Origin of the sequence: Pseudomonas putida, from assembly GCF_028682475.1 — a bacterium.
GTDB lineage: Bacteria > Pseudomonadota > Gammaproteobacteria > Pseudomonadales > Pseudomonadaceae > Aquipseudomonas > Aquipseudomonas putida_AG.
The window spans coordinates 302,043-323,008 of the sequence record NZ_JANHLE010000002.1; the positions used below are offsets into that span (position 1 = coordinate 302,043).

The 20,966-nt window shown below is 61.1% G+C and carries 20 protein-coding genes and 1 tRNA gene; 16 read left to right on the forward strand and 5 right to left on the reverse strand.

Features of this window, described 5'->3' with window-relative positions:
* Positions 1–5: 5 nt before the first annotated feature.
* The 9 genes from fabD to NPS47_RS03505 all read left to right on the forward strand — a co-directional run bounded on the left by fabD (position 6) and on the right by NPS47_RS03505 (position 7,916).
* The gene (gene fabD, locus NPS47_RS03465; RefSeq protein ID WP_274293697.1) at positions 6–944 is read left to right on the forward strand and encodes an ACP S-malonyltransferase; all 939 of its coding nucleotides are present in this window, start codon (positions 6–8) and stop codon (positions 942–944) included.
* Between the two features lie 16 nt (positions 945–960).
* A complete protein-coding gene (fabG, locus tag NPS47_RS03470) occupies positions 961–1,701 on the forward strand; it encodes a 3-oxoacyl-ACP reductase FabG (protein ID WP_038608595.1) in 741 nt (246 codons plus the stop codon).
* Positions 1,702–1,896: 195 nt separating this feature from the next.
* The gene (gene acpP / locus NPS47_RS03475) at positions 1,897–2,133 is read left to right on the forward strand and encodes an acyl carrier protein (protein ID WP_003175607.1); all 237 of its coding nucleotides are present in this window, start codon (positions 1,897–1,899) and stop codon (positions 2,131–2,133) included.
* 105 nt (positions 2,134–2,238) lie between these two features.
* On the forward strand, positions 2,239–3,483 hold the full coding sequence (gene fabF / locus NPS47_RS03480; RefSeq protein ID WP_038608596.1) for a beta-ketoacyl-ACP synthase II: 1,245 nt from the start codon (positions 2,239–2,241) through the stop codon (positions 3,481–3,483).
* Positions 3,483–4,298 carry an aminodeoxychorismate lyase gene (gene pabC, locus NPS47_RS03485; protein WP_274293698.1) on the forward strand — a complete coding sequence of 272 codons (816 nt, stop codon included), beginning with the start codon at positions 3,483–3,485 and terminating at the stop codon, positions 4,296–4,298. The genes fabF and pabC overlap by 1 nt, the downstream gene beginning before the upstream one ends.
* A gap of 3 nt (positions 4,299–4,301) precedes the next feature.
* Entirely contained in the window at positions 4,302–5,462 is a 1,161-nt protein-coding gene (gene mltG, locus NPS47_RS03490) for an endolytic transglycosylase MltG (RefSeq protein WP_274293699.1), read from the forward strand.
* A 19-nt stretch (positions 5,463–5,481) separates the two neighbouring features.
* Positions 5,482–6,114 (forward strand): dTMP kinase, encoded by a 633-nt coding sequence (gene tmk / locus NPS47_RS03495; RefSeq protein WP_274293700.1) that lies wholly within the window; start codon positions 5,482–5,484, stop codon positions 6,112–6,114.
* Positions 6,107–7,093, forward strand: coding sequence for a DNA polymerase III subunit delta' (locus NPS47_RS03500; protein WP_274293701.1), 987 nt, complete (start codon positions 6,107–6,109; stop codon positions 7,091–7,093). The genes tmk and NPS47_RS03500 overlap by 8 nt, the downstream gene beginning before the upstream one ends.
* Before the next feature lie 43 nt (positions 7,094–7,136).
* Positions 7,137–7,916 (forward strand): TatD family hydrolase, encoded by a 780-nt coding sequence (locus NPS47_RS03505; protein ID WP_274293702.1) that lies wholly within the window; start codon positions 7,137–7,139, stop codon positions 7,914–7,916.
* A gap of 295 nt (positions 7,917–8,211) precedes the next feature.
* Here the strand turns inward: NPS47_RS03505 and NPS47_RS03510 are convergent, their stop codons facing one another.
* Complete coding sequence (locus tag NPS47_RS03510) at positions 8,212–9,345, reverse strand: aminotransferase class V-fold PLP-dependent enzyme (RefSeq protein ID WP_274293703.1); 1,134 nt, start codon at positions 9,343–9,345, stop codon at positions 8,212–8,214.
* Between the two features lie 72 nt (positions 9,346–9,417).
* Between NPS47_RS03510 and NPS47_RS03515 the strand changes: the two genes are divergently transcribed.
* From NPS47_RS03515 to NPS47_RS03535, 5 genes are all read left to right on the forward strand, one after another.
* A complete protein-coding gene (locus NPS47_RS03515) occupies positions 9,418–10,056 on the forward strand; it encodes a TetR/AcrR family transcriptional regulator (protein WP_274293704.1) in 639 nt (212 codons plus the stop codon).
* A gap of 127 nt (positions 10,057–10,183) precedes the next feature.
* Positions 10,184–11,152 carry a GTP 3',8-cyclase MoaA gene (locus NPS47_RS03520; protein ID WP_274293705.1) on the forward strand — a complete coding sequence of 323 codons (969 nt, stop codon included), beginning with the start codon at positions 10,184–10,186 and terminating at the stop codon, positions 11,150–11,152.
* A 66-nt stretch (positions 11,153–11,218) separates the two neighbouring features.
* A complete protein-coding gene (locus tag NPS47_RS03525; protein ID WP_274293706.1) occupies positions 11,219–11,824 on the forward strand; it encodes a DUF4823 domain-containing protein in 606 nt (201 codons plus the stop codon).
* A 10-nt stretch (positions 11,825–11,834) separates the two neighbouring features.
* Positions 11,835–12,395 (forward strand): DUF1285 domain-containing protein, encoded by a 561-nt coding sequence (locus NPS47_RS03530; RefSeq protein WP_274293707.1) that lies wholly within the window; start codon positions 11,835–11,837, stop codon positions 12,393–12,395.
* 90 nt (positions 12,396–12,485) lie between these two features.
* On the forward strand, positions 12,486–12,908 hold the full coding sequence (locus NPS47_RS03535) for a cupin domain-containing protein (RefSeq protein ID WP_274293708.1): 423 nt from the start codon (positions 12,486–12,488) through the stop codon (positions 12,906–12,908).
* Between the two features lie 60 nt (positions 12,909–12,968).
* On the opposite strand, the gene NPS47_RS03540 is transcribed toward NPS47_RS03535, so the two are convergent.
* A tRNA-Asn gene (locus NPS47_RS03540) sits at positions 12,969–13,044 on the reverse strand.
* 62 nt (positions 13,045–13,106) lie between these two features.
* Positions 13,107–14,303, reverse strand: a complete 1,197-nt coding sequence (locus tag NPS47_RS03545) for an amino acid aminotransferase (protein ID WP_274293709.1) — start codon at positions 14,301–14,303, stop codon at positions 13,107–13,109.
* Positions 14,304–14,601: 298 nt separating this feature from the next.
* Here NPS47_RS03545 and uvrB point away from each other — a divergent pair, with 298 nt between their 5' ends.
* On the forward strand, positions 14,602–16,617 hold the full coding sequence (gene uvrB / locus NPS47_RS03550) for an excinuclease ABC subunit UvrB (RefSeq protein WP_274293710.1): 2,016 nt from the start codon (positions 14,602–14,604) through the stop codon (positions 16,615–16,617).
* Between the two features lie 118 nt (positions 16,618–16,735).
* Here the strand turns inward: uvrB and NPS47_RS03555 are convergent, their stop codons facing one another.
* Both NPS47_RS03555 and NPS47_RS03560 read right to left on the reverse strand, forming a co-directional pair.
* On the reverse strand, positions 16,736–18,226 hold the full coding sequence (locus NPS47_RS03555) for a DHA2 family efflux MFS transporter permease subunit (RefSeq protein WP_274293722.1): 1,491 nt from the start codon (positions 18,224–18,226) through the stop codon (positions 16,736–16,738).
* Between the two features lie 49 nt (positions 18,227–18,275).
* Complete coding sequence (locus NPS47_RS03560) at positions 18,276–19,325, reverse strand: HlyD family secretion protein (RefSeq protein WP_274293711.1); 1,050 nt, start codon at positions 19,323–19,325, stop codon at positions 18,276–18,278.
* Between the two features lie 144 nt (positions 19,326–19,469).
* Here NPS47_RS03560 and gltX point away from each other — a divergent pair, with 144 nt between their 5' ends.
* Complete coding sequence (gene gltX, locus NPS47_RS03565; protein WP_274293712.1) at positions 19,470–20,951, forward strand: glutamate--tRNA ligase; 1,482 nt, start codon at positions 19,470–19,472, stop codon at positions 20,949–20,951.
* The last annotated feature ends 15 nt before the right edge of the window (positions 20,952–20,966 follow it).

Consider the following 20,966-nt stretch of genomic DNA (forward strand, 5'->3'; position numbering starts at 1 on the left):
GTTCAATGTCTGCATCCCTCGCATTCGTCTTTCCCGGTCAAGGTTCGCAGTCCCTCGGCATGCTTGCCGAGCTGGGCGCCCAGTATCCGCTGGTCATTGATACCTTCCGCGAGGCCTCCGAGGCTCTGGGCTATGACCTCTGGGCATTGACTCAGAACGGTCCGGAAGAGCAACTCAACCAAACCGACAAAACCCAACCGGCCATTCTCACTGCTTCGATCGCCCTGTGGCGTCTGTGGCTGGCAGAGGGCGGTGCGCGTCCGGCTTTCGTTTCCGGCCACAGCCTGGGCGAGTACAGCGCGCTGGTTGCCGCTGGCAGCCTGAGCCTGGGTGACGCGGTCAAACTGGTCAAGCGTCGTGGCGAGCTCATGCAAGAGGCCGTGCCGGCCGGGCAGGGCGCCATGGCGGCAATCCTCGGTCTGGACGACGCTGTCGTCGTGGGTATCTGCGCTGAAGCAGCCCAGGGCGAAGTGGTCAGCGCGGTCAACTTCAACTCGCCAGGTCAGGTCGTGATCGCTGGTGCCAAGGCTGCTGTCGAGCGCGCCATGGAAGCCTGCAAGGCCGCCGGTGCCAAGCGCGCGCTGCCGCTGCCGGTCAGCGTGCCGTCGCACTGCGAACTGATGCGTCCTGCTGCCGAGCGTTTTGCCGAGTCGGTCAATGCCATCGACTGGCAGGCCCCGCAAATTCCAGTGGTACAGAACGTCAGCGCTGCCGTTGCCGCGGACCTCGACACCCTCAAGCGCGATCTGCTCGAGCAGTTGTACAAGCCGGTTCGCTGGGTCGAATGCGTACAGACCCTGGCCGCCAAGGGTGCGGTACAGCTGGTCGAGTGCGGTCCGGGCAAGGTTCTGGCTGGCCTGAACAAGCGCTGCGCCGACGGCGTGAACACCTCTAACCTCAATACCCCGGATGCTTTCGCCGCTACCCTCGCGGCGCTGGCCTGATTTAGGAGAAGCTTGCATGAGCCTGCAAGGTAAAGTTGCACTGGTTACTGGCGCCAGCCGTGGTATCGGCCAGGCGATCGCCCTGGAACTGGGCCGTCTGGGCGCTACCGTGATCGGTACTGCGACCTCCGCCTCGGGTGCCGAGCGTATCGCCGCGACCCTCAAAGAACACGGCATCACCGGCACCGGCCTGGAGCTGAACGTGACCAGCGACGAGTCGGTCGCTGCCACCCTGGCCAAGATCCAGGAGCAGTTCGGCGCGCCGACCATTCTGGTCAACAACGCCGGCATCACCCGTGACAACCTGATGATGCGCATGAAAGACGACGAGTGGTTCGACGTCATCGACACCAACCTGAACAGCCTCTACCGTCTGTCCAAGGGCGTGCTGCGCGGCATGACCAAGGCGCGCTGGGGTCGTATCATCAGCATCGGTTCGGTAGTCGGCGCCATGGGTAATGCCGGGCAGGTCAACTACGCTGCAGCCAAGGCCGGCCTGGAAGGTTTCAGCCGTGCTCTGGCGCGTGAAGTCGGCTCCCGTGCGATTACCGTCAACTCGGTGACCCCGGGCTTCATCGATACCGACATGACCCGCGAACTGCCTGAAGCTCAGCGCGAAGCGCTGCAGACCCAGATCCCTCTGGGGCGTCTGGGCCAGGCTCAGGAAATCGCCAATGTGGTGGCTTTCCTGGCCTCTGAAGGCGCAGGTTATGTGACTGGCGCGACCATTCCGGTCAACGGCGGCATGTACATGTAAATCTAATGTGACGGATTGCTTCAAAAAAATGTCATACGAGCTGTCTAAAATCCGTTATAAAGCTGCAACCAGATTCTAGTCGGTTGGCAGGTGTGGTCTGGCGAGGCGTGTTGCGCTTGAAAAGCGGACGTCTTTCTATACACTTACACACCGGCCAGCTGCCTGACATATGTCCATTAGGAGTGAAAACAAGGTATGAGCACCATCGAAGAACGCGTCAAGAAAATCGTCGCCGAGCAACTGGGCGTTAAAGAAGAAGAAGTAGTGAACACTGCTTCCTTCGTCGAAGATCTGGGTGCCGATTCCCTTGACACCGTTGAGCTGGTGATGGCTCTGGAAGAGGAATTCGAGACCGAAATCCCTGACGAAGAAGCCGAGAAGATCACTACTGTTCAAGCTGCTATCGACTACGTCACCAGCCACCAGGCTTAAGACGTTGTAGTCGTCGCTTCTTGTCATGGAAAAACCGCACTGCCTTCGCCGGCGTGCGGTTTTTTCTTTACAAGAGATGTAGTCAATGTGAATAAGGAGAGTGCTGTGTCGCGTAGACGCGTCGTGGTCACCGGTATGGGTATGCTGTCGCCACTGGGTACGGATGTGCCGAGCAGTTGGCAGGGCATTCTGGCTGGCCGCAGTGGCATAGGTCTGATCGAACATACGGACCTGTCTGCCTACTCCACCCGTTTTGGCGGCTCGGTAAAGGGCTTCGAGGTTGAGCAGTACCTGTCGGTCAAGGAAGCCCGCAAGCTCGATCTGTTCATTCAGTACGGCCTGGCAGCCGGTTTTCAGGCAGTGCGTAACGCCGGCCTGGAAGTGACCGATGCCAACCGCGAGCGCATTGGCGTGGCCATGGGCTCGGGTATCGGTGGCCTGACCAATATCGAAGAAACCAGCCGGACTTTGCATGAACAAGGCCCGCGGCGTATTTCGCCGTTCTTCGTGCCGGGTTCGATCATCAACATGATTTCCGGTTTCCTGTCGATCCACCTGGGTGTACAGGGACCTAACTACGCCATTGCCACGGCCTGCACGACCGGTACTCACTGTATCGGCATGGCGGCGCGCAACATCGCCTTCGGTGAAGCCGACGTGATGATTGCCGGTGGTGCGGAAATGGCCGCCTGCGGTCTGGGCATGGGCGGCTTCGGTGCCTCGCGGGCGCTGTCGACCCGCAATGACGACCCGACCCGTGCCAGCCGTCCGTGGGACAAGGGCCGTGACGGCTTCGTTCTCGCCGATGGTGCCGGTGCGCTGGTGCTCGAAGAGCTCGAGCACGCCAAGGCCCGTGGTGCGACCATCTATGCCGAGCTGGTTGGTTTTGGCATGAGTGGCGACGCCTATCACATGACCTCGCCGCCGGAAGACGGCAGCGGCGCAGCGCGCTGCATGGTCAACGCCTTGCGCGATGCCGGCCTGAACGCTGATCAGGTGAACTACATCAACGCTCACGGTACCTCGACCCCGGCCGGTGACCTGGCTGAAGCGTCGGCGATCAAGTCGGTGTTCGGCGACCACGCCTACAAGCTGGCGGTCAGCTCGACCAAGTCGATGACCGGTCACCTGCTTGGCGCCGCCGGTGCCGTGGAGGCGATCTTCAGCGTGCTGTCGATCAACAGCCAGGTAGCCCCGCCGACCATCAACCTCGATGAGCCAAGCGAAGGTTGCGATCTGGATTTCGTGCCGCATGAGGCGCGCAACATGCCGATCGATGTCGTCCTGTCCAACTCCTTCGGTTTTGGCGGTACCAACGGCTCGCTGGTGTTCCGCCGGTTCGCCGAGTGATGCACAGCTGGATCGATGGCCAGCCGGCGGATGCAGTCAACCTGCAAAGCCGTGCGCTGGCCTACGGCGATGGTCTGTTCGAGACCATCGCGGTCAGGGCCGGTCGGCCATCGTTACTCGAGTATCATCTCGAGCGCCTGGCGCTGGGTTGCCAGCGCCTGGCGATCAGCGCCGATCACGGCCTGATTCGCGACGAGCTATGCCGTTATGCCCGCTTGCTGGGTGACGGCGTACTTAAACTGATTCTCGTCCGTGGTGACAGCCAGCGCGGCTATGCGCCTGCGGTTGGCGCGGCACCACGGCGTATCCTGCAGGGCAGTCCCTTGCCCGCCTATCCTGCTCAGCATGCCGAGCAGGGCGTTCGTCTTTTTCCCTGTAACACTCGTCTTGCGGAACAACCGCTGTTGGCCGGGCTCAAACACCTCAATCGACTTGAGCAGGTGCTGGCGCGTGCCGAATGGCAGGATGCCGAGCATGCCGAAGGATTGATGCGCGATGTTTCCGGTCGCATCATCGAAGGGGTCTACAGCAATTTGTTCCTGGTGCGCGGCGGCGAGCTGCTGACGGCTGACCTGAGCCGCTGTGGCGTGGCCGGGGTCATGCGTGCGGCCCTGATTGAGCACGCGGCAGTAGCCGGGATTGCGCTGCACATTACCGATCTGTCCCTGCAGGACCTGGAGCAGGCTGACGAAGTATTCGTCTGCAACAGCGTCTACGGTATCTGGCCGGTGCGTGCTTTTGCATCGCTGAACTGGTCGCCGGGCCCGCTCACCCGTAAACTGCAGGCCATTGCCCGTACGTTACTGGATGCCTGATTTGTGAGACGTAAATTCTTGGTGCTGCTGGAAACCGGATTGATTCTGGCAGGCCTGATCCTGGGTTTTTCGGCCTGGAAAGTGAATTCGGCGCTGGAGCAGACCCTGCACGTTAGCCAGGAGCAACTGCTCGACGTGCCTACCGGTACCAACCCCAACCGTATGTTCTACCGCATGGAGCATGAAGGCCTGCTGGACGATGCCTTTTGGCTGCGTCTGTACTGGCGCTTCAATATGGCGGGGGTGCCGCTGCATACCGGCGAGTACCGCATGACCCCGGGCATGACCGTGCGTGACCTGTTCGAGGTCTGGCGCCGTGGCGATGTCGTGCAGTACAGCCTGACCCTGGTCGAAGGCTGGAACTTCCGCCAGGTGCGCTCGGCGCTGGCCAGGCACGAGAAAATCAAGCAGACCCTCGATGGCCTCAGTGATACCGAGGTGATGGACAAACTTGGTCATCCCGGGGTGTTCCCTGAAGGGCGTTTCTTCCCCGATACCTATCGCTTCGTGCGCGGTATGACCGATGTCGAGTTCCTCCAGCAAGCCTACGCACGTCTGGACGAAGTGCTGGCCAAGGAGTGGGCGGAGCGGCCGGCCGACCTGCCGTATCGTGATCCGTACCAGGCGCTGATCATGGCGTCGCTGGTGGAGAAGGAGACCGGTGTGCCGCAGGAACGTGGTCAGATCGCCGGGGTGTTCGTGCGCCGCATGCGTATCGGCATGTTGCTGCAGACCGACCCGACAGTGATCTACGGCATGGGTGAACGTTACAACGGCAAGATCACCCGCGCCGACCTGCGCGAACCGACGCCGTACAACACCTATACCAATGCTGGCCTGCCGCCGACCCCGATTGCCATGGTCGGCCGCGAAGCTATCCATGCCGCCTTGAACCCGACGCCGGGCAGCAGCCTGTACTTCGTTGCCCGTGGCGACGGTAGCCATATCTTCTCCGACGACCTGGATGCGCACAATTCGGCGGTCCGCGAGTACCAGATCAAGCGCCGTGCCGATTATCGTTCCAGCCCGGCACCTGTCACCGACTCTCAGTCTGGGGCCGAATCTGAGCCTGAGGCTGAACCGCAGGTCCCGCAATCCCCTGAGGCGAGCCCTGAGCCGGTACCTGAAGCGTCGGCACCGGCCAGTGAAACCTCTTCGCAATGATCAACTGTAAGGACTGCCTGTGAGCGGCTTGTTTATCACCCTGGAAGGTCCCGAAGGCGCGGGCAAGAGCACCAACCGCGAGTACCTGGCCGAGCACCTGCGTGCCCGGGGTGTGGATGTGGTGCTGACCCGTGAGCCTGGCGGTACGCCGCTGGCCGAGCGGATCCGCGAACTGCTGCTGGCGCCCAGCGACGAAAAAATGGACGCCGACACCGAGCTGTTGCTGGTGTTCGCCGCCCGTGCCCAGCACCTGGCCGAAGTGATTCGCCCGGCGCTGGCCCGTGGTGCGGTGGTGCTCTGTGACCGTTTCACCGATGCTACCTACGCCTACCAGGGTGGCGGCCGTGGCCTGTCGCTGGAGCGCATTGCCACGCTGGAAAATTTTGTCCAGGGCACGCTGCGCCCGGACCTGACCCTGGTCTTCGATCTGCCGGTGGAAATCGGTTTGTCGCGGGCGGCGGCCCGCGGTCGCCTGGATCGTTTCGAGCAGGAAGGTCAGGCCTTTTTCGAGGCTGTGCGTCAGGCTTACCTGGCACGCGCCAAGGCAGCCCCGCAGCAGTACAAACTGATCGACGCCGCACAATCGTTGGCACAGGTGCAACAGGCACTGGATGCCTTGCTGCCGCAGATCCTGGAACGCTGCCGTGGCTGAGGCCTTCCCCTGGCAGCAGGCCTTGTGGCAACAACTGGCCGGACGCACCCAGCACGCGCATGCCTACCTGCTGCATGGGCCACAAGGTATCGGCAAGCGCGCGCTGGCCGAGCGGTTGATGGCCTTGCTGCTGTGTCAGCGCCCGGTCGATCTGCAAGCCTGTGGGCAATGCAAGTCGTGCCTGTTGCTGGCAGCTGGTAGCCACCCGGACAACTATGTGCTGGAGCCGGAGGAAGCCGACAAGCCGATCAAGGTCGACCAGGTGCGAGACCTGGTGTCCTTTGTGGTCCAGACCGCACAGCTGGGTGGGCGCAAGGTGGTGTTGATCGAGCCGGTCGAGGCGATGAACATCAATGCGGCCAACGCCTTGCTCAAAAGTCTGGAAGAGCCGTCCGGCAATACCGTGTTGCTGCTGGTCAGCCATCAGCCAAGCCGCTTGTTGCCGACCATCAAGAGTCGTTGTGTGCAGCAGACGTGTCCTTTGCCCAGTGCCACACAAAGCCTGGCCTGGTTAACTACAGCCTTGCCTGAGTGCGATGAGCAGGAGCGTCTGGATCTGCTCAGCCTGGCGGCTGGCTCGCCGCTGGCTGCGGTCAGCCTGCAGGCCCAGGGTGTACGCGAGCAGCGCGCGCTGGTGGTCGACGGGGTGAAGAAGCTGCTCAAGCAGCAGCAATCCCCAAGCCAGCTGGCCGAAGCCTGGAGTGCCATTCCCTTGCTGCTGCTGTTCGACTGGTTCTGTGACTGGTCGAACCTCATCCTGCGCTATCAGTTGACCGAGGATGAGGAAGGTTTAGGCTTGAGCGATATGCGCAAGGTTGTGCAGTACCTGGCGCAGAAGAGCGGCCAGGGCAAGGTTCTGGAGATTCAGGACTGGATCCTCGCCCAGCGCCAGAAAGTCCTGGCCAAGGCCAATCTCAATCGCGTGCTGTTGCTCGAAGCGCTGCTGGCCTCCTGGGCAATGTTGCCTGGCCAGCGTTGAACCGAGCTGTCCCTTTATTTCTTTTCAGTGTTGTCATGTGCCCATGCTTGTAGATTCCCACTGCCACCTCGACCGTCTCGACCTTACCGCTCACCAGGGCTCTCTGGATGCGGCGCTTGATGCCGCCCGTGCTTGCGGGGTCGGTCACTTCCTGTGCATCGGCGTCAGTGCCGACAACGCCAAGGCGGTCAAGGATCTGAGCGAACGTTACCGCGACGTCGACTGTTCGGTGGGTATCCATCCGCTCGACCTGACCCCCGACGGCGCACCGCCGCTGGAGTGGCTGCTCAAGGAGCTTGAACACCCGCATGCGGTGGCTATCGGCGAAACCGGACTGGACTACCACTACGAGCCGGAAGCGGCCGACGTGCAGCAGGATTCCTTCCGCCTGCACCTGCACGCGGCGCAAGTGACCGGCAAGCCGGTGATCATTCACACCCGTGCGGCGCGCGCCGACACCCTGACCCTGCTGCGCGAAGCAGACCTGAGTCAGGCTGGCGTGCTGCATTGCTTCACCGAAGACTGGGACATGGCCAAGGCGGCGCTGGACCTGGGCTACTACATCTCGCTGTCCGGCATCGTCACCTTCCGCAATGCCGATGCCTTGCGCGACGTCGCTCGGCAAGTGCCGGCTGACCGCCTGCTGGTCGAAACCGATTCGCCTTACCTGGCGCCGATTCCGTACCGTGGTAAACCGAACCTGCCGCAGTATGTGCGGGAAGTGGCGGAGTTCGTGGCGATGGTGCGGGGTGAAAAATACGAGCAATTGGCTGAGCAGACCACCGCGAATTTCAAGCGCCTGTTCCCGCTGGCGCGCGTTTAGGTGGGAGCGGGCTTGCCCCGCGATGACATCGCTGCAGCCAACCTCGCATCGCGGGGCAAGCCCGCTCCCACCGCAGAATCACAGGCAAAAAAAACCCGGGTTCTGGGGGGTGAATCCGGGTTAAGACCATTAGGAGTAAAACAAAGGTACGCGGTCCCTGAGCACCTTTATCGGCGCGCCACTTGGGGGGATGCGCCGCGCCAACACCTGAAGTATTGGTCAGGATTGGCCGGCTGCCAGCGGCTATTGCTCGTTTTTTAAACAGATTTGGAATACGGCCGCGACTGCTGAGCACTCATCGCTCTGCAATTTGCCGCACAATTGCCAGAGTTTCGTCGATTATCTGCCTGGGCGTGTAGAAATGCGGGGAAAAGCGCACGCCAGGCCCGCGGGTGATGCACACCACCTGCTGCTGTTTCAGTAAGTGGTAGGCCTGGGCATTGTCCACGCCGGCAATGCTGAACGAAACAATGCCGGAACGGCGTTGCGGATCTTCCGGGCTGTGCAGTTGAACCCCGGGAATCGCCGCCAGCCCTTCATAGAGCCACTGCACTCGTTCTGCCAACAGCGTCGATACCTGTCCCATGCCCACTTCTTCCAGCAGCGACAGGCTGGCGTCCAGCGCCGCGGCGCCGAGCATGTTCGGACTGCCACACTCAAAGCGCCGGGCGCTGCGGGCCGGCTCCCACGTGGTGCGGGTGTAGTCGCCCATGTGCTCGAGCATGTGCCAGCCGTATTCGCTGAGTTGCAGCTGTGGGCGAACTTCGGCGCGGCAGTAGAAAACGCCGAGGCCTTCCGGGCCGAGCATCCACTTGTGGCCATCGGCCATGGCGAAGTCGCACTGATAGGCCTGGACATCGAAGGGCAGGGCGCCCAGTTGCTGAATGGCGTCGATGCAGAACAGCACGTTGCGCTCACGACAGCCCTGACCGAGTCGCACCAGGTCCAGACGCAGGCCACTGGCGAACTGCACGGCACTGATTGCCAGCAAACGTACGCGCGGACCGCAGGCGGCCAGCAGGTCGGCTTCCGGGTCTTGGCCCTTGAGGCTCACCTGGATCACTTCGACGCCCTGATCGGCCAAGGCTTCCCAGACGATACGGTTGGACGGGAACTCTTCATCGCTGATGACGATCTGGTCGCCATCCTGCCAATCAATGCCGAAAGCCACGAACGAAAGTGCCTCGGAGGTGTTCTTGACCAGGGCGATGTCATCGGTCGATGGGGCGTTGGTCAGGCGCATCAGGCGTTCGCGCAGGCGTTGCTCCATCGCCATCCAGTCTGGATAGTCCCTGGCGCCGAGCCAAACGTTTTCGCTGGCAAAGCGCGCAACCGCCTGGCTGGCCCTTGTTGGCCAGGGGGCGACAGCAGCATGGTTCAGGTAGCGAAGGCCTGGCGCCTGTTCAAACTCATCAAGAAACATAGACATGGTCGGATGATCCGTGCATTTTGGCGCAAGTTAGGCATAATAACCGGCTTCGATTTTGATCCAGTCCTTCTTATGCAGAAAGAACCTCGTAAGGTCCGTGAGTTTCGTCGCCGTGAGCAAGAAATTCTCGATACCGCGCTCAAGCTGTTTCTCGAACAGGGTGAAGACAGTGTCACCGTCGAGATGATCGCTGATGCAGTCGGTATCGGCAAAGGCACGATCTACAAGCATTTCAAATCCAAGGCGGAGATCTACCTGCGCCTGATGCTCGACTATGAGCGCGATTTGAACGAACTGTTGCACTCTGCCGATGTTGATCGCGACAAGGAAGCCCTGTCGCGTGCCTACTTCGAATTCCGCATGCGCGATCCACAGCGTTACCGCTTGTTCGACCGCCTCGAAGAGAAGGTGGTCAAGGGCAATCAGGTGCCGGAGATGGTCGAGGAGTTGCACAAGATCCGTGCCTCCAATTTCGACCGTCTGACCTTGCTGATCAAAGGCCGCATCAGCGAAGGCAAGCTCGAAGACGTGCCGCCTTACTTCCACTACTGCGCCGCCTGGGCACTGGTGCACGGCGCGGTGGCGCTGTACCACTCGCCGTTCTGGAGTAACGTGCTGGAAGACCAGGAAGGCTTTTTCCAGTTCCTGATGGATATCGGCGTGCGCATGGGCAACAAGCGCAAGCGTGATCCGGACACAACCGGCAGCTGACATATTCAGAGGCCGAGCGAAACTACTGGCGCGGCCCGGGCAGGAATATACTCAGGTATGAGGCTTGCAAAAACCTGATTTTTGAGTCAGGTTTTGCAGGCCCGATTCATCCATGCCGGAGTCATCCATGATCGTCGACCGCCAAGGCAGGCGTTTTCGCAATTTGCGTGTCAGCCTTACCGCTGCCTGCAACTACGCCTGCACCTATTGCGTACCGGACGGCAAGCGTCTGGTGGCGGCCCAGGATGAGCTGTCTGCCGAGGCCATGGCCCGCGCGGTGGCCTACCTGATCGAAGCAGCCGGCATCGAACGCTTGCGGATTACCGGCGGCGAGCCGCTGGTCAGCCCCAAGCTTGAAACCTTCCTTAGCTCCGTCGCCGGCCTGGGCCTGGACGAAATCAGTCTGACCACCAACGGTCAATTACTGGCCCGCAAGCTGCCGTTGCTGCGTGCGGCCGGTATCAGTCGGCTCAACGTTTCCCTCGATACCCTCGATCCGGATGCCTTCCGGCGTATTGCCCGTGGTGGCGACCTGGCTAGCGTGCTCGATGGCATGGAGCAGGCCAGTGCTGCCGGGATGAACATCAAGGTCAACATGGTGCCCTTGCGTGGGCAGAACTTCGATCAGGTGGTACCGCTGCTCGAGTACTGCCTCGCTCGTGGCTACGAGCTGCGCTTTATCGAGTTGATGCGCATGGGGCATCTGGCGCGCGACAGCAATGCCTTCCTGCAGCAGTTCGTCAGTCTTGAGCATTTGCTGCAGTTGATCGGTGAGCGCTACGAATACCTGCAGGCCAATGCGCCCGTGGATGCCACAGCGTTGCGCTATCAGATCCCGGGTCAGGGCTACTTTGGCGTGATCGCCAACGAAAGCGTACCGTTTTGCCGCACCTGTTCACGCTTGCGCCTGTCGTCCACGGGCTGGCTGCATGGCTGCCTGTCGTCGAGTAACCGTCACTATATCGGCGACTTGCTCGACAAACCGCGTCATCAGGCTTTGCCCGCGCTGCAGGGGTTGCTGGTCAAGGCCCTTGGCGACAAGCAGCCGGTGGCGTTTTCTGGCGGTGCAACGGTGATGAAAATCATCGGCGGCTAAGACTGGCGCAAAAGCTGCATCTGTCGGCCATTCGCCGGTTTTCCGTCACCGGCCACTGGAGGATTGATGCGTAGCCTGGTTTTGCTGCTGGCGCTGACGGCGCTGGGCGGCTGCATGAATGTCAGCGATATGGGTGAGGGTGTCCGTTATCACATGAGCGACGCCGGTCTGCTCGATCACAGCGACACTCGTCGGTCGCTGTCGGTACGCCTGCAGCCTGACTCGTTCATCTACATCGGCCAGGGCGCTTTCGTTCCGCCGGGTAAAGGGCCTTATCCACGGCCCAACGTGGTGGCCGAAGAGGCGTTCAAAGGCTTTATCGAATACTTCCCCATGGTCCGTCGTGCCCAAGGGCCGCTGGGGCTGGAGCAGGCCCTGGTCGAGGCGCGTGGGGTGGGGGCGCATTATCTGCTCTACGCGCGCTTTGCCCGCACCGACGACCGTATCGGCAATGGCGATGAGTGGTATGACGAGCAAGCGGTCGACCGTCTGGGCATCGATACCGGGGTAATCCAGTTGATGCTCATCGAAACCAATACCCGCTACCTGATCGATACCACGCGGATCAACAGTCGTGGCGGATTGCTGACGTTCCACGACAACAGGCCGGAAGATTTGCTCGGGCCACCGCTAGAGGATTACGCTCGTAGCCTTTTGGGCATGAGTCGTTGAGGAGAGGGTGATGACAGATTCCGGCAAGGCCAATGATCTGCTGGCGCAGATTCCCAAGTCCGAAAAAGGGCTGCCACCGGTGCATCTGTGGAACCCGGACTTTTGTGGCGATATCGACATGCGCATCGCCCGTGACGGTACCTGGTACTACCTGGGTACGCCAATCGGGCGCAAGCCGATGGTCCGCTTGTTCTCCACCATCATTCGTCGCGACGGTGACGATTACTTTCTGGTGACGCCGGTGGAGAAGGTCGGCATCAAGGTCGATGATGCGCCATTTGTTGCGGTCAGTCTTGAGGTCGAAGGTGAGGGGGAGCAGCAGGTGCTGCGCTTCACCAGCAATGTCGAGGATCAGGTCGACGCCGGTCCCGACCACCCTTTGCGTTTCGAGATCGATGCGCAGACCCAGGAGCCGTCGCCGTATGTGCACATGCGCAGCAACCTTGAGGCGCTGATCCATCGCAATGTGTTTTATCAGCTGGTGGACCTGGCTGTTCCGCAGCAGATCGACGGGCAGCAATGGCTGGGGGTCTGGAGCAACGGCACCTTCTATCCCATCGGCCGCAGCTGATTAGCCTCCGCATTTTTCCCCGAATTGGCGCTTTTTACCTCGTGAGGGCCGGCATAACCTGCCGGTATTCCCCATCACGAGGCAGTGCCAATGAAATCGCGTCTGTTACCTGTCAGCACCCTGATCGTCGCTAGCCTGTTTACCCTGCCGGGCGCTTGGGCCCATGGTCCGGAGCCGGGTCAGGAGGCGGTCAAGATCCTGCAGGAACAATTGCCGAGCAATGCCGCTGGCAAGAAAGCCATCATGCTCACGGTCAGTTATGCGCCTGGGCAGAAGTCCTTGGCGCATCAACATCCGGGGGCGGTCATGGCCTATGTGCTCGAAGGCACAGTGGTGTCCCAGCTCAAGGGCGAGCCCAAGCCGGTCACCTACAAGGCGGGAGAGTTCTGGTACGAAGCACCAGGGTCGGTGCACCTGGTGTCTTACAATGCCAGTGCGACGCAGCCGGCAAAACTGTTGGTGTGGTCGCTGGTGGATGAGCAAAAGCCAGTGACTGAGCCTTACCAGCAGTAGGGAGGGGCTGAAACGAAAAAACCTCCAGTGCTCAGCGCAACTGGAGGTTTTTCAGGTGTTTGGCTCCGCGACCAGGACTCGAACCTGGGACCCAATGATTAACAGTCATTTGCTCTACCGACTGAGCTATCGCGGAATCTGTGGCGTATCTTACTGATTGCTAAGGGGAAGTCAAGCCTCCCCCGGGCAAAAAGTCAGTTACAGGACCTCGACGATCGCATTGGTCACCCCATCGATATTGCTCTGATTCAGGGTGGCCACGCAAATGCGACCGGTATCCAGGGCATAGATACCGAACTCGTTCTTCAGGCGCGCCACCTGCTCGACGCTCAGGCCCGAGTACGAGAACATGCCGCGCTGACGGGCGACGAAGCTGAAATCATGCCCGGGAGCCAGTTTGGCCAGCTGTTCAACCATCTGCTTGCGCATGCCGTGGATGCGCTGGCGCATCTCGCCCAGCTCGTCTTCCCACATTGCCCGCAGTTCCGGGCTGTTGAGCACGGTGGCGACGATAGTGGCGCCGTGGGTCGGCGGGTTGGAGTAGTTGGTGCGGATCACGCGCTTGACCTGCGACAGCACGCGCGCGCTCTCTTCCTTGGACTCGGTGATGATCGACAGCGCACCCACGCGCTCGCCGTACAGCGAGAAGGATTTCGAGAACGAGCTGGAGACGAAGAAGTTCAGGCCCGACTCGGCGAACAGGCGCACGGCGAAGGCGTCTTCGTAGATGCCGTCGCCAAAGCCCTGGTAGGCCATGTCGAGGAACGGTACGTGGCCCTTGGCCTTGACCACTTCGAGGACATTTTTCCAGTCGTCCAGGCTCAGGTCGACGCCCGTCGGGTTGTGGCAGCAGGCGTGCAGCACGATGATCGAGCCGGACGGCAAGGCGTTGAGGTCTTCGAGCATGCCGCTGCGGTTGACGTCGTGAGTAGCGGCGTCGTAGTAGCGGTAGTTCTGGACCGGGAAGCCAGCGGTTTCAAACAGGGCGCGGTGGTTTTCCCAGCTCGGGTCGCTGATCGCCACGACGGCGTTTGGCGAAACCTGCTTGAGGAAGTCGGCACCGATCTTCAGGGCGCCGGTACCGCCAACGGCCTGGGTGGTGATGACCCGGCCAGCAGCCAGCAGCGGCGACTCGGCACCGAACAGCAGCTTCTGTACGGCCTGGTCGTAGGCGGCGATGCCATCGATCGGCAGGTAACCGCGGGAAGCGTGCTGGGCAGCGCGCTGGGTTTCGGCTTCGATCACTGCACGCAGCAGTGGGATACGCCCTTCTTCGTTGCAGTAAACACCTACACCCAGGTTGACCTTGTTGCTACGGGTATCGGCGTTGAAAGCTTCGTTGAGGCCCAGAATGGGGTCGCGTGGTGCCAGCTCGACAGCGGAAAACAGGCTCATTATTACCTTGGCTCTGAATGGAGAGTGGAAGAGGTCGCACGCTCCAGTCGAATGCACTAGAGCGGTGCACAAACGGGGAGTCAGTATAGTGATACCCATCGGTCACGGCGACAGTCTGACGCAGCTTTTCCTGCTGTTTCGCCGATTATTTTTCGACCGTTAGTCGAATTGACCGGTCCATACTCACATCATTGCGTTGAAACTGGCGTTCGAGAGCCCTAATTCGGTATAAGCACTGTCTATAAATACAGTTACCAGCGTCTGCGATAAACACGTCGCGATTACACAGAGGTTTGTCATGTCCGAGTTTCAGCTCGTCACCCGTTTCCAGCCGGCCGGCGACCAGCCCGAAGCCATTCGCCTGATGGTCGAAGGCATCGAAGCGGGCCTGGCGCATCAGACCCTGCTCGGGGTGACGGGTTCGGGCAAGACCTTCAGCATCGCCAACGTCATCGCCCAGGTGCAGCGGCCGACTCTGGTGCTGGCGCCGAACAAGACCCTGGCGGCGCAGCTGTACGGCGAGTTCAAGGCATTTTTCCCCAATAATGCCGTGGAGTACTTCGTCTCCTACTACGACTACTACCAGCCCGAAGCCTATGTGCCGTCGTCCGATACCTTCATCGAGAAGGATGCCTCGATCAACGACCACATCGAACAGATGCGCCTGTCGGCGACCAAGGCGCTGCTGGAGCGTCGCGATGCGATCATCGTCACCACGGTGTCCTGTATCTATGGTCTGGGCAGCCCGGAAACCTACCTGAAGATGGTCCTGCACGTGGACCGTGGCGACAAGCTCGACCAGCGTGCCTTGCTACGCCGCCTGGCCGACTTGCAGTACACCCGCAACGAAATGGACTTTGCCCGCGCGACCTTCCGTGTGCGGGGTGATGTGATCGATATCTTCCCGGCCGAATCGGACCTGGAAGCCATCCGCATCGAGCTGTTCGATGATGAAGTGGAGAACATTGCCGCTTTCGATCCGCTGACCGGCGAAGTGATCCGCAAGTTGCCGCGTTTCACCTTCTACCCCAAGAGCCACTACGTGACCCCGCGTGAAACCCTGCTTGAGGCGGTGGAGGGCATCAAGGAGGAGTTGCAGCAGCGTCTGGAATACCTGCACAAGGCCAACAAACTGGTCGAAGCCCAGCGCCTGGAGCAGCGCACCCGTTTCGATCTGGAAATGATCATCGAACTGGGTTACTGCAACGGCATCGAGAACTACTCGCGCTACCTCTCCGGTCGTCCGGCCGGGGCGCCGCCACCGACGCTCTACGATTATCTGCCAGCGGACTCACTGCTGGTGATCGATGAGTCCCATGTCAGCGTTCCCCAGGTCGGGGCGATGTACAAGGGCGACCGCTCGCGCAAGGAAACCCTGGTCGAATACGGCTTCCGCCTGCCTTCGGCGCTGGACAACCGGCCGATGCGTTTTGACGAGTGGGAAAGCGTCAGTCCACAGACCATCTTCGTTTCCGCCACCCCCGGGAACTATGAGGCCGAGCATGCTGGCCGGGTCGTGGAGCAGGTGGTGCGGCCGACCGGCCTGGTCGATCCTCAGGTTGAAGTGCGCCCGGCGACTACCCAGGTCGACGACCTGCTCTCGGAAATCCGCAAGCGTGTCGCCGTGGAAGAGCGCGTGCTGGTCACTACCCTGACCAAACGCATGGCCGAAGACCTCACCGACTACCTCGCCGATCACGACGTGCGGGTGCGCTACCTGCATTCGGACATCGACACCGTGGAGCGCGTCGAAATCATCCGCGACCTGCGCTTGGGGACCTTCGATGTGCTGGTGGGGATCAACCTGTTGCGCGAGGGCCTGGACATGCCCGAGGTGTCGCTGGTGGCCATCCTCGATGCCGACAAGGAGGGCTTCCTGCGTTCCGAGCGCTCACTGATCCAGACCATCGGCCGTGCGGCGCGCAACCTCAATGGCCGGGCGATCCTATATGCCGACAACATGACCGGCTCGATGCAGCGGGCCATCGGCGAAACCGAACGTCGTCGTGACAAGCAGATTGCCTTCAACGCAGCCAATGGCATTGTGCCCAAGGGTGTGGTCAAGGACATCACCGACATCATGGAAGGCGCCAACGTGCCCGGCTCGCGCAGCAAGAAGCGCAAGGGCATGGCCAAGGCCGCCGAAGAAAGCGCGCGCTACGAAGCCGAGTTGCGCTCTCCGGGGGAGATTGCCAAACGTATCAAGCTGCTGGAAGAGAAGATGTACCAGTTGGCGCGGGACCTGGAGTTCGAGGCGGCGGCGCAGTTGCGTGACGAGATTACCGCGTTGCGCGAGCGCTTACTGACTGTGTAGGAGCGGATTTATCCGCGATGGGGCGCAGAGCGGCCCCAAAATGGGACTGCTACGCAGTCCATCGCGGCGGTCCGGCGTCCCGGTGAATCCGCTCCTACAAAGCGATTTGCAAGGCTGATCAGTGGGCTTCTCCAGCCTTCAACCCCAGCGGCAACTTGCGCGTCATCATCACCGCCAGCATGCTGATCGCCAGACCGATACCGACAAAATGGAAGGCATCGTTGTAGGCCATGATCATCGCCTGCTGGTGGGTGATTTCACTCAGTTTGCCCAGCGCCGCAGTATCGCTACCCAAGCGTTCCGTCAGCTGCGCCAGACGCTCCGCCACCTGTGGGTTGCTCGGTACGACGGACTCGCGCAAGTAATCGAAGTACACCTTGGTCCGCGCATCCAGCAACGTCGCCAGCAACGCAATGCCGATGGCACCGCCCAGGTTGCGCAGGATGTTGAACAGACTGGATGCCGAACCTGCATCCTGCGGCAGGATGTAGCTGGTGGCGATCAACGAGATGGTCACCATGATCATCGGCTGGCCAAGGGCGCGGATGATCTGGATATGATTGAACTGTTCGCCGGCAAAGTCCGGATTGAGAACCCCGGAACCGAAGCTGGCCAGGCCGAACAGACCAAAACCCAGGGTGCAGAGAATCTTGGGTGAGATCACCTTCATCAACTGCGGCACCAACGGAATCAGAAACAGCTGCGGAATACCCATCCACATGATCACTTCGCCAATCTGCAGGGCGTTGTAGTTCTGGATTTGCGCCAGGTACAGCGGTAGCAGGTAGATCGAGCCATACAAGCCCACGCCCATCCCCAGGCTGGCAATACTCGACAAACCGAAATTGCGGTTGCCGAGAATGCGCAGATTGATCAGCGGATTGGGTTTGGAAAATTGCAGGATCACAAAGGTGATCAGGCTCAGCAAGGCGATGCTGCCCAGGCCGACGATCAGGCTCGACTCCAGCCAGTCCTTGCGATGGCCTTCTTCAAGAAATACCTGCAGGCAACCCAGTCCGACGCCAAGCGTGACGATGCCGGCGTAATCGGTGCTTTTCAGCAGTTCCCAGTGCGACTCTTTCTTTTCCAGCCCATACAGCAGGCCGCCGATCATGATCAGGCCGGGCGGGATGTTGATGTAGAAGATGTACTCCCAACCCCAGTTCTCGGTCAGCCAGCCACCCAGGGTCGGGCCGATGGAGGGGGCAAAGGTGGCGGTCATGGCAAACATCGCCATGCCTTTGGCGCGGTGGTGTTCGGGCAGTTTGATCAGGGTCAGGGTGAACGCCAGCGGAATCAGCGCGCCGCCGGTAAAGCCCTGCATGGCGCGGAAGATGATCATGCTCTCCAGGTTCCAGGCCATGGAGCACAGCAACGACGAGACCAGAAAGCCCAGCGACACCCACACCGCCAGGCGCCGGGCCGACAGTAGCTGCACCAGCCAGGCGGTCAGCGGAATCATGATGATCTCGGCCACCAGGTACGAGGTGGAGATCCACGAGCCTTCCTCCAGGGTGGCCGAGAGGGCGCCCTGGATGTCCTTGAGCGAGGAATTGGTGATCTGGATGTCGAGCACCGCCATGAAGGCGCCGAGCATCACGCTCATCACCGCGATCCAGTCGCGCCGGCTGGGTTCGCCGGCAGGCCGGATCAGCGCATCACCGGCCATTGTCGGTGGTGTCCCGGATGTCCACAGTGGCGGTGACCGACATGCCTGGACGGATCCTGCCGTTCAGCGGGTTGTCGGCGGCGAAGGTCAACTTCACCGGAATACGCTGCACCACCTTGGTGAAGTTGCCGGTGGCGTTGTCGGGTGGCAACAGGCTGAACTGGGCGCCGGAGGCGGCGAACAGGCTGTCGACCCGGGCAGCGATCGGCGTGTCGGGGTAGCTGTCGAACACCAGCTCGGCGGTCTGGCCCGGCAGCATGCGGCCAATCTGGGTTTCCTTGAAGTTGGCCTGGATCCAGATGTCCTGGTCCGGAACGATCGACAGCAGGTAGGCGCCAGCCTGTACCACCTGACCATTACGCGCGGCACGCTGGCCGATCATGCCGCTGATCGGCGCGCGGATTTCGCTGCGGGTCAGGTTCAGTTCGGCCTGGGCCAGCTCGGCACGGGCATTGACGATCTGCGCGTCCAGGCGCTTGATTTCAGCGCTCAGGGCGTTGATCTGCTGGCGCTGGCCTTGCAGGTCGGCTTGCGCCTTGCTCACCTGGGAGCGGGCGACGCTATTTTCCGCCGACAGCGTCGTCACCCGTTCTTCGGAGACGAAGCCCGGTTTGCGCAGGGCCTGGGCGCGATTGAAGTCGAGCTCGGCGCGCCCCAGGGTGGCCTGGTTGGCGGCGACTTGAGCCTGGCCTGCGGCGATCAGGCTGGATTGCTGGGTCAAGCGGCTTTCGGCTTGCAGGCGCTCGGCTTCACGGGTGGCGAGGGCGGCGCGGGCGCGCTCCACGGCCAGGCGGAAATCGTCCGGCTCAAGGCGTACCAGCAGATCGCCCTTGGCGACATGCTGGTTATCCTGAACCAATACTTCGTCGATGCGCGCGCTGAGCTGGCTGGAAACCCGGGTGATTTCACCCTGTACATAAGCGTTGTCGGTGCTCTCGTAGAAGCGTCCTTTGACATACCAGTGGGCGAAGAAGGCAAGGGCGATGAACACAACCAGGGTCAGGAAAACCAGCAGGCGACGTTTGAGTTGAGCGGGCATGGGGTACTATCGTTCCAAAAATGTAAGCAAATTTAACCGCGTTTGGATCCGCTGCCACAAGTGTTGATCGCGCCCATTGCTGGAGCCCGGTGCCCGCTCCCTGTTAACATCCAGCCTTTGATTCATCTCTAGTTCGAGACTCTCATGACCACCGTTCGCACGCGTATCGCGCCTTCGCCGACTGGCGATCCCCACGTCGGCACCGCCTACATCGCCCTGTTCAACTACTGCTTCGCCAAGCAGCACGGCGGCGAGTTCATCCTGCGTATTGAAGATACCGACCAGTTGCGTTCGACCCGCGAGTCCGAACAGCAGATCTTCGACGCCCTGCGCTGGCTCGGCATCGAGTGGAGCGAAGGTCCGGACGTCGGTGGCCCGCATGGCCCGTACCGGCAGAGCGAGCGTGGCGACATCTACAAGCAGTACGCCCAGCAACTGGTCGACATGGGTCACGCCTTCCCGTGCTTCTGCACCGCCGAAGAGCTGGACCAGATGCGTGCCGAACAGATGGCCCGTGGCGAGACCCCGCGCTATGACGGTCGTGCCTTGCTGCTGTCGGCCGAAGAAGTGCAGCGCCGCCTGGCCGCTGGCGAGCCGCATGTGATCCGTATGAAGGTGCCGAGCGAAGGCGTTTGCGTGGTGCCGGACATGCTCCGTGGCGATGTCGAGATCCCGTGGGACCGCATGGACATGCAGGTGCTGATGAAGACCGACGGCCTGCCGACCTACTTCCTGGCCAACGTCGTCGACGACCACCTGATGGGCATCACCCACGTCCTGCGCGGCGAAGAATGGCTGCCGTCGGCGCCCAAGCTGATCAAGTTGTACGAGTACTTCGGTTGGGAACAGCCAACTTTGTGCTACATGCCGCTGCTGCGTAACCCGGACAAGAGCAAGCTGTCCAAGCGCAAGAATCCGACCTCGGTGACCTTCTACGAGCGCATGGGCTTCATGCCGGAAGCCATGCTCAACTACCTGGGGCGCATGGGCTGGTCGATGCCTGACGAGCGCGAGAAGTTCTCCCTGGCCGAGATGGTCGAGCACTTCGACCTGTCGCGGGTTTCCCTGGGGGGGCCGATTTTCGATATCGAGAAGCTGTCCTGGCTCAACGGCCAGTGGCTGCGTGACCTGCCGGTGGAAGAATTCGCCGCGCGGGTGCAGAAGTGGGCGTTCAACAACGACTACATGATGAAGATCGCCCCGCATGTGCAGGGCAGGGTAGAGACCTTCAGCCAGATCGCACCGCTGGGTGGCTTCTTCTTTGAAGGCGCGCTCAAGCTCGATGCCAAACTGTTCGAGCACAAGAAACTCTCGGCCGATCAGGTGCGTCAGGTTATCCAGTTGATCCTGTGGAAACTGGAAAGCCTGCGTCAGTGGGAAAAAGACCGCATTACCGGTTGCATCCAGGCTGTGGTCGAGGCCCTGGAGCTGAAACTGCGTGATGCCATGCCGCTGATGTTCGCCGCGATCAGCGGTCAGGCTAGCTCGGTATCGGTGCTCGACGCCATGGAGATTCTTGGCCCGGACCTGACTCGCTACCGTCTGCGCCAGGCCCTGGACCTGCTCGGTGGTGTGTCGAAGAAAGAAAACAAAGAGTGGGAGAAGCTGTTGGGCACCATCGCCTGATTGCTTTCCTTCCTC